Source organism: Enterobacter cancerogenus, from assembly GCF_019047785.1.
Classification (GTDB): domain Bacteria; phylum Pseudomonadota; class Gammaproteobacteria; order Enterobacterales; family Enterobacteriaceae; genus Enterobacter; species Enterobacter cancerogenus.
In genome coordinates, this window is record NZ_CP077290.1 from 454330 (window position 1) to 467736 (window position 13407).

The 13407-nt window shown below is 49.0% G+C and carries 9 protein-coding genes; 2 read left to right on the forward strand and 7 right to left on the reverse strand.

The window, feature by feature from the left end; genetic code table 11:
* Window positions 1-40 precede the first annotated feature (40 nt).
* Both I6L58_RS02045 and I6L58_RS02050 read right to left on the reverse strand, forming a co-directional pair.
* On the reverse strand, window positions 41-1594 hold the full coding sequence (locus tag I6L58_RS02045; RefSeq protein WP_088207320.1) for a DHA2 family efflux MFS transporter permease subunit: 1554 nt from the start codon (window positions 1592-1594) through the stop codon (window positions 41-43).
* Window positions 1594-2757 carry an EmrA/EmrK family multidrug efflux transporter periplasmic adaptor subunit gene (locus I6L58_RS02050; protein WP_088207321.1) on the reverse strand — a complete coding sequence of 388 codons (1164 nt, stop codon included), beginning with the start codon at window positions 2755-2757 and terminating at the stop codon, window positions 1594-1596. Before I6L58_RS02050 ends, I6L58_RS02045 begins: the two co-directional genes overlap by 1 nt.
* Before the next feature lie 409 nt (window positions 2758-3166).
* Here I6L58_RS02050 and evgA point away from each other — a divergent pair, with 409 nt between their 5' ends.
* Together evgA and I6L58_RS02060 are read left to right on the forward strand one after the other, a co-directional pair.
* Window positions 3167-3781, forward strand: coding sequence for an acid-sensing system DNA-binding response regulator EvgA (gene evgA, locus I6L58_RS02055; RefSeq protein WP_058608847.1), 615 nt, complete (start codon window positions 3167-3169; stop codon window positions 3779-3781).
* A gap of 4 nt (window positions 3782-3785) precedes the next feature.
* The gene (locus tag I6L58_RS02060; protein WP_088207322.1) at window positions 3786-7379 is read left to right on the forward strand and encodes a response regulator; all 3594 of its coding nucleotides are present in this window, start codon (window positions 3786-3788) and stop codon (window positions 7377-7379) included.
* A 49-nt stretch (window positions 7380-7428) separates the two neighbouring features.
* On the opposite strand, the gene yfdE is transcribed toward I6L58_RS02060, so the two are convergent.
* From yfdE to I6L58_RS02085, 5 genes are all read right to left on the reverse strand, one after another.
* Window positions 7429-8571, reverse strand: coding sequence for a CoA:oxalate CoA-transferase (gene yfdE / locus I6L58_RS02065; protein ID WP_088207323.1), 1143 nt, complete (start codon window positions 8569-8571; stop codon window positions 7429-7431).
* Window positions 8572-8640: 69 nt separating this feature from the next.
* Window positions 8641-9585, reverse strand: coding sequence for a transporter YfdV (gene yfdV, locus I6L58_RS02070; RefSeq protein ID WP_088207324.1), 945 nt, complete (start codon window positions 9583-9585; stop codon window positions 8641-8643).
* A gap of 63 nt (window positions 9586-9648) precedes the next feature.
* Window positions 9649-11343, reverse strand: a complete 1695-nt coding sequence (gene oxc / locus I6L58_RS02075; protein ID WP_088207325.1) for an oxalyl-CoA decarboxylase — start codon at window positions 11341-11343, stop codon at window positions 9649-9651.
* 51 nt (window positions 11344-11394) lie between these two features.
* Entirely contained in the window at window positions 11395-12645 is a 1251-nt protein-coding gene (frc, locus tag I6L58_RS02080; RefSeq protein ID WP_088207326.1) for a formyl-CoA transferase, read from the reverse strand.
* 115 nt (window positions 12646-12760) lie between these two features.
* Entirely contained in the window at window positions 12761-13390 is a 630-nt protein-coding gene (locus tag I6L58_RS02085; protein ID WP_088207327.1) for a YfdX family protein, read from the reverse strand.
* Between the last annotated feature and the right edge of the window lie 17 nt (window positions 13391-13407).

The following is a 13407-nucleotide window of genomic DNA, read 5'->3' on the forward strand; positions in this document are numbered from 1 at the left end:
TTAACATCCACAACCCAGGCGGATTACTTTATGGATTCCTTTAGCGATCTGTAACGCTCCCCTTTCTTCCCTCGCTAAAAGGAGGACGGGCGAACCAAACCAGTACAGTGAGCAGGATAAATGCAATAGCAGAAAGGCGAAATATTTCATTTGCAGAAATCACCATTCCTTGCTGTGTTATCAATTGATTAATTTCACCTAGCGACTGAGAAAATGACAACCCAATATGTCCTGTTTGTTCAAGGAAGGCATGTAAAACGGGGTTAAAAAAATTAATTGGACCGGTCAGTAACGTATGCTGGTCGGATTCCCAGCGACTCCAGAGGGTCATGGTCAGTGAGGTGCCAATTGACCCCGACAACGTGCGGAAAAAGTTACTCATACTTGAGGCATTAGCAAATTTATTATCCGACAGGCCTGAAAGGGTTATCGTGGTCAGTGGAAGGAAAAAGCACGCCACCGCGCAGCCTTGCAGAATCTGAGGGCTAATGATATTGAGAAAATTTATCTCAGCCGTAAACGTCACTGACCGCCAGTAATAGCAGATAGCATAAATTATGAAACTGAAGGTCACAAGAATGCGCATATCAATCTTGTTGCCATAAAAGCCGATGACAGGTGATAGAATTAAAGGCATGATTCCGATTGGAGCATAGGCCAGCCCCGCCCAGATTGCATTATACCCCATTGTTTCCTGCAATAGCTGCGGCATTAGTACAATCGCACCTGAATAAAATAGAAAAGCACAGGAAGTGCAGACGATTCCAATGCTAAAATTCCTCGATTTAAATAAACTCAGGTCAAGAATGGGGTTATCGTCCGTTGATTCCCAGATAATCAATGATATAAGTGAGATAACCGATATTATTGCGAGTGCTATAATCGTGGTAGAATTAAACCAGTCCAAATCTTTGCCTTTATCAAGCATGATTTGTAAGGCCCCCACCCCCAGAACCAGCAGGGTTAACCCAAAGTAATTCATTTTCACGGATTGCGTTTCAGTTTCACGTCCTTTTAACAGTGTGGCGGTGAGTGAAACAGCGATGACGCCCATGGGCACATTAATTAAAAATATCCAGCCCCAGCTGTAATTATCGCAAATATATCCCCCCAAAATGGGGCCGCAAATAGGCGCAATAATCACCGTCATTGACCACATGGCCAGTGCAAAGGTCCTTTTTTCTGGCGGATAATTTCGCAGCAGCAGGCTCTGTGACAGCGGGACAAGCGGGCCCGCCATCGCCCCCTGCACTACGCGAAAGAAAATCAGCATATCAAGGCTCGTCGAGCAGCCGCATGCCAGCGACGCGAGTGAAAAACAGGTTACTGAGGATAAAAAAAGGCGTAATTCACCGAAGCGCTGGGCGAGGCGACCCGTTAAAGGAATCGCGATCGCATTTGCGACCCCAAAGGAGGTGATTACCCACGTCCCTTCATCCGTGGAGGCGCCCAGAAATCCTGAAATGGTCGGGATTGCGACATTGGAAATCGTGGAGTCCAGCATCTGCATAAAGGTCGCCAGCGAAAGCGCGAACGTCATGCAGATCAGCGTCGCACCGCGCAATGGCTCCGGCAAAGATTTGAGGGTTTTCATTAGCGTTGACCATTGATTTTGATGATTGTGTGAATTTCATCGTCTACTGGCCCGGTATCAATTACGAGGGCATCGCTGGCGTACGCAGGAACAACTGAGGTAACGTATGAATTCACCGGCATCGGGGCGCTGGTGGTTCCGTCAGTATCGATTGTTGCATTCATCGACAAGCCAATTCGCAGGGGGTATCGTCCTATTTCACCTTTATCCAGTTCTATTTCAACAGGCACGCGCTGAACAACTTTGATCCAATTACCGGATGCATTTTGCGATGGAAGCAGCGAAAACGCATTGCCCGTTCCCATATTGATGCCCTTAACATGACCGTGAAAGATGACCTTATCTCCATAGAGATCGCTGGTAAGCGTAACCCTTTGGCCGATTTTGACGTTCGTTAATTGTGTCTCTTTGAAATTGGCATTTACCCACATTTGCTGGGCTGGCACCACGGCCAGCAGCGGCTGGGCAGAAGCGATCGTCTCGCCAACCTGGACATTACGCTGCGCCACATAGCCCGTAACAGGGCTGCGTATATCCGTTCGCTGCAGCGCAAGCCAGGCCTGTTTCATCTGTTCCGCGGCCTGGAGCACCTGAGGCTGTTTCTCCAGGGTGGTATCCATAATTAAAGCCCTGTTAGCGTTATAGGCCTGAATAGCCGCTTCCAGTGCCGCTTTGCTGCTGATCGCATTATCTTTTGAATGTTCCAAATCTTCATGGGCGATAAGTCCACTTCCCGCAAGACGTTGCCTCCTGAGATAATCCTCTGAAGCCTGTTTTGATTGAATTTGCGCAGCGGCAACATTGGCCTGATATTGAGATGCGAGTAGATAAAGTTTACGCATTTCGCGTACCGTATTAGCAAGATTGTTTTTTGCCTGATTGAAGGCAATCAGCGTATCTGTTTTATCCAAACTGACAAGGATATCCCCCTGATGCACATATTCCGTATTGGTATAATTTACGCTCGTCACGCTGCCGCTTATTTGTGATGAGATGGAATTCATGTTACCCGTCACATAAGCATCATCCGTACTAACCTGATGCCTGAGAATAATATCCCAGTAAGAAAATAGGCTAATCGCTGCCAACAGTAACACGACTAAAAATACAGCAAAATATATTTTCCTGGTCTTCTTTTTTTCTAATGTTTTGTCCTGTTCCACTTTTCAGTCTCTTGTTAAGATCATGTATTGATAACTCACATAAGATTTAACAAACAGTAAACACCTCTGTTTGTGAGAAATGCACAATATGTCCATTGCGAATGAGAACAGGATAGAAAGACTTCATAAATATAAAAGCAGATTTCCCTGATATATTTGCCTCAAAATTCCTACAACTGTCATCCCACGCTCAAAAAGATAACCGTAAGAACATGATTTTCAACAACTAATAACTCCAATTGCATTCATTCATGTTTCGTTTACTTTGTTGGCTTTACCATGACTCTTGTTTTATACCTCTCTTTCCTCCAGGTCAGTTTTGACATGGAACTATTATCGTTTGAATCTTCAATCTCTGTGACACGTTGAGTTCGCAGCGAAAACAATTTTAATTGGATAAGATATTTAAATGAAAGCGATTATCATTGACGATCACCCTCTTGCTATTACGGCTATACGTAATTTACTGCGTAAGCACGCCATGGAAATTTTGGCCGAACTCGGCGATGGCAGTAAGGCAGTTCATTACATGGAAACGCTAAAACCTGACATCATGATCATTGACGTAGATATTCCAGGTTACAATGGCATTCAAGTTTTAGAGAAGCTGAGAAAACGCCATTACACCGGCATAGTCATTATCGTTTCGGCCAAAAATGATTATTTTTATGGTCGCTATAGTGCGGAAGCAGGAGCAAACGGATTTGTTAGTAAAAAGGAGGGTGTCAATAATATTATTGCGGCCATTGAAGCGGCGAAAAATGGTTATTGTTACTTTCCCTTCGCCCTCGAACGTTTTACCGGACGTCTTACTTCTGACCAGCAGAAATTAGATTCGCTGTCCCGGCAGGAGATCGCCGTACTGCGCTACATACTCGACGGGTGTGATAACAATACCATCGCCGAGAAAATGTTTATCAGCAATAAAACCGTAAGTACCTATAAAAGTCGACTGATGGAAAAACTTGAGTGCAAATCACTTATGAACCTTTTCACGTTTGCGCAGAACACTAAGATCTGGTAACCGAATGCATCTGATCAACGTTTTTGTCATCCCCTTTTTTCTCTTTTTCCATGTACATGCCTTTGCCCTACCAACTTACACGGATGTCAATATTCAGTACACCAATGGCAGCGTCGAACTGGACGATTTGCGTTTAACTGATGACGAGCTTCGCTGGCTCAACAGCAAGAAGCAATTTTTTATTGCCATCGACCGCACCATGCATTCGACGCTGCTGCAAACCGTTCCTGATCAAAAAGCGAAAGGGATCAACGTCGATTATCTGGGATTACTGCAGCAAAACCTCAAGGTTAATATCGTGCTGCGGATCTATCCTCAAGCGAGTGATGCCGCTAACGCGCTAAAGAATGGTGATGTCGACGTCATGCTGACGGACCTGCTTAACACACGTCCGAAAGATGTCTCCTTTAACGTCTCCCGACCCCTTATCACCACCTATCCGGTGCTGGTAACCACGATTGAAAACACCATGAGCCCCATCGGTACTAACCAGCCCGTGAGCATTGCTCGGGTGAAAGGCTATCCAACGAACTCGGACATTTATCGTTCATTCCCCAATGCCACCATTATCGATTATGATGATTACTACGAGGCGCTTGCCTCCGTTTCGTCCGGCGATAATCTGTATTTTATCGGCAGCAATATCGTGACCAGTACGTTAATCTCTCGCTACTTCACACACTCTCTCAATACTATCAAATATTATGATTGCCCCTGTAAAAGCAGCTTCTTTTTCACCCGTAAAGAGATGCCCGTACTACCCGAGATCCTGAACAGGTTTGTCAAAAGTCTGACGAATGAGGTCAGACGGGATGTTGCGCAAAATTGGCTTAATGTCGGCAATCTGGATTTTATTAACCAGCCTCTGGCGCTAACGAAGCAGGAAAGGAAATGGATAAAAAAGCACCCAACGGTCAATGTGCTGGTAACGTCCTTCCACCCTCCTTTTCTCATCACCGATAAAGAAGGAACCCCTCGCGGCATGATGGGCGACCTGCTTAATATCATCGAGCTGCAAACGGGAATGAAATTTGTGCCTGTCTCTTCCCCCGTGACACCCGCGGGCGAAGCCCTGCATCCTGAAGGAAACTGGGATATTTTTCCTGGCGCAATCTATACAGAGCAGCGTGAACATCAGGTCGCTTTCACCAATGCACTCATGATGTCACCCTATGTCTATGTCATAAAAAAAGATCGGATGAAAATCCACAAAATTCTGCCGGGTATGAAGGTCGGATTACCCCTTTATTACGGGTTGGGAGAAACGCTGAAAGCGCAGCACCCTGATGTGGAATGGGTGGCTGTCGACAATGCGAGTGCAGCATTTCATCAGGTTCAGGAAGGTAAGCTTGATGCGCTAGTTACCTTACAGCCCACGGCGCAATATATGCTCGACCATTACTATCCGGATTCGCAGATTTTCTTTCGCATTCAGGATATTCCTCGTGCGGCAATTACCTTTGCCCTGCCTCGCGGTGAACCTGAGTTAAAAAGTATTATTGATAAAGCCCTGAATAATTTACCGCCGAGCGAATTGCTGCGCTTAACCGAAAAATGGACAAAGATGCCCAATGTCACAATCGATACATGGGATCTTTATAGCCAGCAGTTTTACATTGTCACAGCTCTTGCGGTGTCACTGATAGTCAGTAGCCTGCTTTGGGGCTTTTATCTGCTACGCGAAGTGAATCGTCGTAAAGCGATACAGGGCGATCTGGAAAATCAAATCTCCTTTCGCAAAGCCTTGTCAGATTCTTTACCCAATCCAAGCTATGTGGTTGAACCCTCAGGTCTTATTGCCAGTCATAACAGCGCATTTGCTCAGTATTTCACCCCGGAATACTACGCGACAGCATCGTTGCCCTTAACGCATCCGCATTCGCCATTCTTAACCATCATGGCTGAATTTTCGGGCTTGCAACTCGACGAGAACGGCTATCGTCCCATCATTACGTGCGAGTTTGAAATCAGTAATGGCCTGGCGACGCGTTATATCAAACACTGGGTGACCTTTTGCGACATGCCTGCCAGCGCAGACAGGGTGTTCATTTGTGGCTGGGAAGACATCACTGAAACGCATTCTCTCATTCATGCACTCGAGGTTGAAAAAAACAAAGCCATTGACGCGACGGTAGCCAAGAGTCAATTCCTGGCCACGATGAGTCACGAGATTAGAACACCAGTAAGCTCCATTATGGGTTTTCTGGAACTGCTCGCCAGTCAAACACAGTCCGCTGAACAACAGGCGGAAGCCATGAAACTCGCGTATTCAACAGGACAATCTCTGCTTGGCCTGATTGGTGAAATCCTGGACGTCGACAAAATAGAGTCCGGCAAGTATCAGTTGCAGCCCGAATGGGTTGGCCTGGCAGACCACCTCATGATGATTTACCGTGCCTACCACACGCTCGCCGCCAGAAAAAACATTGCCTTAACGATCGAAAGTTCTATCGCTCAAAATAGCCTGGTCATGATTGATCCTCAGGCAATCAAGCAGGTCCTTAACAACCTGTTAAGCAATGCGTTGAAATTTACAGAGGCAGGTGGCGTAACGCTTCATGCTTCGCTGACTCAGGAAGATAACGACACGGCAAGACTGGTTATCCACGTCAAAGACTCCGGCTGCGGGTTAAGCGAAGAGGAACAAAAAGTGCTCTTCAAGCCTTACAGCCAGACACGATGTGGGCGTCAGCAAACGGGCTCAGGGCTTGGATTGCTTATTTGCAAACAGCTTGTCGCCAAAATGCAGGGTGAGATTAGCGTAAAAAGTTGTCCTGGCGTTGGGTCGACTTTCAGCATTTCTATCCCCGTTGCCATCATGTCACGCAAGAGCATGGTAGCCGATAACCATCAGAATTCCTGTCAGCTCTCAGCCCGTTTAAAGATCCTTATTGCGGACGATCACCCGACCAATCGTCTCCTTCTTAAAAGACAGCTGAATACGCTTGGCTATGCCGTGACAGAGGCTTGCGATGGCCAGGATGCGCTTATCAAAGCCAGTGAGCAGCATGTTGATTTGTTAATCACTGATATCAACATGCCAAAACTCGACGGGTTCGAGTTGACGCAGGCGCTACGTCAGAAAAATCACCCGCTAACGATATGGGGACTCACTGCCAATGCGCAAACGCACGAACGTGAGCGCGCGCTGAGCCATGGCATGGATCTGTGTCTGTTTAAACCCCTAACCCTGGATAGGCTAAAAATCCACCTGAGCCAACTGAATGTCGTCACGGCACCTTATACCGCGTATCAACATCTCGATATCGAAAGGCTTCAGGCCGATACCGAAAATGATCCGGAGCTCATACGCGAAATCCTGATGACCTTCATCGACGCTCTCCATGAAGATTTATCCCTGGCGCAACTGGCGTGGCAGGAGGAGGACTGGCCGGCGTTCAAAAAACGTATCCATCGTATTCATGGCTCCGCCGGCATACTTAATCTGATAGATTTGCGCAAAATATGCCACCAGCTCGAGTCCCTGGTCACTCCACCTGACGCTAAGATAATTACAAAGCAAATGGAAAAACTGGAAGCCTGCTCGGGCGAAATTGAACAGGAGATTGCACACTATCTTACCAACGCTGACGCCTGATCTGCCCTTTCCCGGAAGCGCTGTCATCCTTCTTTCGGGAAAGGATTTCTTAGGTAAATTCCCTACGGACTGCCTCGCCATGCTGGTTAAGCGTGGCCGCTCCCGTGCGGTAATGCGGATCCTGATAGCCGCTGAGCTTAATTGGGTTACCGGGCATCCGTACGCCACCGGCTTCAATCATCATATTTCTGACCTGCGTCTGCGGGAGTTCTACCGCTTCTGCCACGCTCAGAATGGGGGCTACGGGCACACCTGCGTCGTCCAGGCGCGCCAGCCAGACGGCGGAGGGTTGTCTGGACACTATCGCCTCAATTTCTGCCTTAAGCGCCGCCTGATTTTCCACGCGCTGCAGGTTCGTGGCGAAACGCGGGTCGACGCTCAACTCCGCTCGCCCAAGGGCGCGACACAATGCGTCGAACAACTTGTCGTTCCCACAACAAATGCTGATGGGTTTATCCGCTGTGCTGAATACGTCAAAGGGCGCCATATAGGGATGGCGGTTGCCAAGACGCGGTGGCGTGTGGTGTGTGGCGATGTAGCTCATCATTCCATGTTCAAGAAACGTGAGCGTCGAATCAAACATCGCGATATCCACCTGTACGCCGCGCCCCGTTTTTTCCCGTCCGTATAGAGCGCTGGCAATACCACTAAACAAATACAGCCCCGCACACAGATCGGAAATAGAGGTGCCCACTCTAACGGGAGGCCCGTCTGGAAAACCGGTCTCCATCATCAGGCCACTCATGCCCTGAATCACGGTATCATACGCAGGGGCATCTTTCAGTGGCCCGGTGTGACCAAACCCTGACGACGATGCGTAGATAAGCCGGGGATTAATCGTCTGTAAGGTTTTCCACGAGTATCCCAGTTTTTCCAGCGTCCCTGGGCGAAAATTTTCTGCCAGCACATCGGCTTTTTTCAGCATATTGATGAAGACTGCCCGGTCCGTGTCGGTCTTAAGATCGAGCACCACGCTCTCTTTGCCCCGATTAACGAAGCTGTAATATAAAGACTGACCGTTTAGAAACGGGCCGTACATCCGGGTATCATCTCCGTGGCCGGGCGGCTCGATTTTAATCACGCGTGCGCCCAGGTCGCATAAAATTTGCGTACCGAACGGGCCATTCAGTACATGTGTCATATCAATCACCAGAAGGCCGCTAAAAGGCCCTGGTACGTTCGTTTCATTCATGACGTTAAGCTCAGTGTGGGTTGCGAAAAACCATCAAGGCTTCTCGCAACCAAAATGCGAAAGTGCGACTTAAGAAAAGAGGCGGCTGATGTATATCCACATCGGTGCAGTGATCATAAAACCCACGACGCTGACAGCCAGGGAGGCGGTACCGGAACGTGTATAGGTATTAAACCGACTGGCGATGATAATGCCGGAGAAGGCTGGAGGCAGTGCGCCAACCAAAACGGTCATCTGGAGCTGCTCCGCATTGAGATGGAATAGCACGCCCACGATCAGCAAAATCAACGGCATAAGTATCAGCTTAAGGAAGGTGTTATAAACAATCTCCAGACTGAGTTCGAACTTATGGGCCGCCAGCGTAAGCCCGGCTGCGAATACCGCTACACCCGAGTTAGTTTTGGCGATGAGATTGAAGCACGGATCCCAGGAAGCCGGAATTTTTATACCAAGCAGTACCAAAATCGTGGCCAGCAGCGGCACCCAAACTACGGGTTCTTTAGCTGCAGATATAAGCGCATCAAATTTGCCTCCTTTCATGCCCTCTTTACCCTCAGCAGGATTGAGTAAATACAACCCGAGAGGAATCGTAATCGCGTTCACAATAATCGAGATGATGGCGACCACCAGCCCGGTTGAAACCGAGGCACCGTAGATGGGGTCAAGCACGGCAAACCCAAGAAAACCTACAGTGGGTGAACCCGCTATCAGCGCACAGACTGCTGCTTCCGCCCGGGTTCGTTTGAAGAATTTGTAACAGCTGAACCAGGAAAACAGAAAACAGCCCACGATGACAACCAGCGAAATCAGCGTCAGCCGGGAGTCGGCAAAGATCATGTCGCGATTCGCTCGGGCAATCGACACAAAGAGTGCCGCAGGGAGCGCATAATTTAGCACCAGCTTGTTAAGCGCCCTTGCCTGCTCCTCATCAAAAGCCTGGCGCTTACCGCTGACATACCCCAGCAGCATAACGACGATGATGGGCAACAAATCGCCGGTAAAAAAAGTAAACATAACGATATCCTTACGATCTCCCCTCTGCGCTACACCAGAGGGGAAGTTAATGCGGGGAGTGTCTTAATGACTGGCCAGATGTTTAGGATTCAGCCTTGTAATATGACCGCTCTCTGTGCCCACCTCTGGATCAATCACCACATTAATGATTGAAGGCTTTCTGGATTCAATGCTGGCCGTGAGCGCGTGACGGATCTCTTCTTCGTTTGTCGCGTTAAAGCCCAGCCCACCAAAGGCATCCATGAGTTTGTCATAGCGCGCGTGGCGTAGCAGATCTGTCGGTGAGGGGTCGCCCTTGCCGCTGAGATCTTTCCCATCACCGCGATAGATCCCGTTGTTATTGAAGATGATGACGGTCACAGGCAGGCCGTACCGACAGACGGTTTCGATGTCCATGCCGCTAAATCCGAACGCACTGTCGCCTTGAATCGTCACCACCGGGTTGCCGGTTGTGGTGCTGGCTCCGATGGCATAGCCCATCCCTATTCCCATAACACCCCAGGTCCCACAATCCAGGCGGCGGCGAGGTTTATACATTTCGATAATGTTTCTCGCATTATCCAGCGTATTGGCCCCTTCATTGACGAGGTAAATATCGGGGTAGTCGGCGAGCACATCGCGGATCGTTCCAAGTGCGTTGAAATAGTTCAGCGGAGCGGTGACAGTGTTCACTTTCGCCTGCATTTTATCGGTATTGACCTGTTTATGGACGTTCAGGATATCGCGCCACGCCAGGGGTACGCTGAACGGATTTTGGGTCAATACAGACACCATTTTCTCCATTCCTGAGCTGATATCGCCCACAACCGGTGCAGCAATTTTTCGGTTGCTGTCGATTTCCTGAGGTTCAATATCCAGTTGAATAAACTGCACATCCTCTGACCACCCTTTTTTACCGTGACCGAGCAGCCAGTTGAGACGGGCCCCCACAAGCATCACGACATCGGCATTCTCCAGTGCAAACGAACGCGCCGCCGCCGCCGAGAGCGGATGCGTGTCTTCCAGCAGCCCCTTGGCCATGGACATAGGAAGAAAGGGAATCTGAATACCCTCTATAAAGTTGCGGATCGTTTCATCAGCTTGGGAATACGCCGCCCCTTTTCCAAGGATGACCAGCGGACATTCAGCCTTTTCCAGCAGCGATATCGCACGAAGGATCGAAACGTCATCCGGCTGCTGCCTGAAGGCCAGTTGTTCAAGCTTAACAATACTTTTTTGGGCCTCGGTGACGCTCAGCGTGGCGGACAAAACGCCTGCCGTCAGATCGAGATACACCCCACCCGGCCGCCCGGACGTCGCTGCACGCATAGCGCGTGCCAGCGCAATACCAAGATCTTCTGGCTTGTTGACACGATAAGAGGCTTTAGCATAGGGTTTAGCCGCATTCATCTGGTCCAACTCTTCGTAATCGCCTTGCTGAAGGTCGACGATGGCACGGTCGCTGGAGCCACTGATCATAATCATCGGAAAACCGTTTACCGTGGCATTGGCAAGGGCTGCCAGCCCGTTCATAAAGCCCGGCGCGGAAACGGTCAGACAAATTCCTGGCGTTTGGGTGAGATACCCGCGGATGGCCGCAGCATGACCTGCTGATTGCTCGTGACGAAAACCGATATAGCGAATGCCTTCCTCCTGTGCATGTCGCGCCATATCCGTAATGGGAATACCCGCGACCCCATAAATACAGTCAATATTGTTTTGCTTAAGTGCCTCGACGATAATATGCATACCGTCAGTCAGTTCTTGTTCTTCCGACATTATGAATTGCCTCTGAAGTCTTTAAAAAGAGGAGCCAACGCTCCTCTAGAATTAAATGGCGTTGCTATTTTTGAGCGCCGTAATCTCGTCATCGCTATAATTGAGCTCCTTCAGGATCTCAACCGTGTGCTCGCCCAACAGAGGGGCTGATTTAATTTCAGGCGTAAACCCAGAGAATTTCATTGGGCATCCCACCGTCAGATATTTTCCACGCAAAGGTTGCTCAACTTCGACGACGCTGCCGCTCTCTCTTAATGAGGGATCATGCGCGATTTCTTTCATGCTGAGTACCGGGGCGCATGGAATATCAAATGAGGAGAGATAAGCCACGGCTTGATGCTTATCCAGAGTCAATGTATATTTTTCGATAACATCAAAAATCTCGAAAATTTTTGGCTGACGCACCTTCGCGGTGTTGTAAGCGTTATCGTCAATCCATTCCGGTTTGCCGATAGCGTTACACGTATTGGCCCAGTTCTGCTCCTGAATGGTAAAATAAATATACGCGTTAGGATCGGTTTCCCATCCTTTGCATTTCAGGATCCATCCAGGCTGACCGCCACCGCCAGCATTCCCTCCGCGAGGAACAGCATCGCCGAACGTTCCATCAGGATATTGCGGATACTCTTCCAGATAGCCCACTTTTTCCAGACGCTGCTGATCGCGCAGTTTTACGCGACAAAGATTAAGAACCGCATCCTGCATCGACATGGTGACGCGCTGGCCGCGGCCCGTTTTTTCCCTGTGCAAAAGCGCGGCAAGCAGCCCAATCAACAGGTGCATACCCGTATTACTGTCTCCTAAGGCCGCAGCGCTCACCAGCGGCGGACCATCCCAGAAGCCAGTTGTAGACGCTGCTCCGCCTGCTGCCTGGGCGACATTTTCGTATGCCTTCACATTGACGTAAGGAGAGCATGCGTTAAATCCTTTAATCGAGCCGAAAATAAGTCGTGGGTTAATTTCCTGAATATGTTCCCAGGTGAATCCCATGTGATCGATAGCACCAGGGTGAAAATTTTCGACCAACACATCGGCTTCGCGGATCAATTTTTCCATCACTGCTTTTCCTTCAGCAGTTTTGGTATTTAATTCGAGCGAACGCTTATTACTGTTCAACATCGTAAAATAGAGCGCGTCAATATCTGGGATATCTCGCAGCTGGCGGCGTGTCACATCGCCCACGCCTGGTCGTTCAATTTTAATGACGTCTGCACCAAACCACGCCAGCATTTGCGTACAGGATGGACCAGACTGCACACCGGTAAAATCCAGAATTTTAATACCCTGAAGAGGAGTAGACATGATGATACCTTTACTCAAAAGATGCTATGCGCAGAGACACCGTCCACAGGGTGAGTGCCTCTGCGAGGGAAATAACGTCGGTATTTAGCACTTCTCCGACATCAAAAAAGATTGGCTAGTCGGCGACAAGCGCAGTGCTGTCCATCACAATGCCGTCCTCTGCCCCTTTCAGCGCCAGGTTGGCTTCATAATACTTATGTTCGGTCAGCAGCTTTTTAGCCTTTACAACAGCACTGCGGGTTTGCTTCAGCGGCATCAGGCAGACGTTCTCCATTACGCTAATACCGGCCAGACGTAGTTCTTCGACCGCGCCTTTTTTGTCACCAATTTCTAGTTTTTTATTGGCTCGCTTGATAGCCTCTTGTTTTTCTGGTGACGCGACGAAATCCTCAGAAATACCCATCGCGGCATCAACGGCCACATAGTTGTCATCTTTTAGGCCTGCTTTTTTATTGGTACGGAAGTATTTTGACCAGTCCGTACTGTCATCGGCCAACAGCGCTGCGGCACGATTTGTCAGTGTTTCAGCTTTATCCGGGTGTCCCTGAAATAAGGCCACGCGGGCTAATTGAATATCGTGAAGTGCATTCTTTCCCTGAGCGGCAATTTGATCGGCGGCGCGGACCTGCTGTGCAGTTACATTCGTAGCGGAATCAGAAGTTGTCGATGCTGTCGCTGCTGACGCTAGCGCGGGGGCCGCTGCAATCATGGCTGCAACCAAGGTGACCAATGCAAAACGTTTCATAATTGAATTTTCCTTTG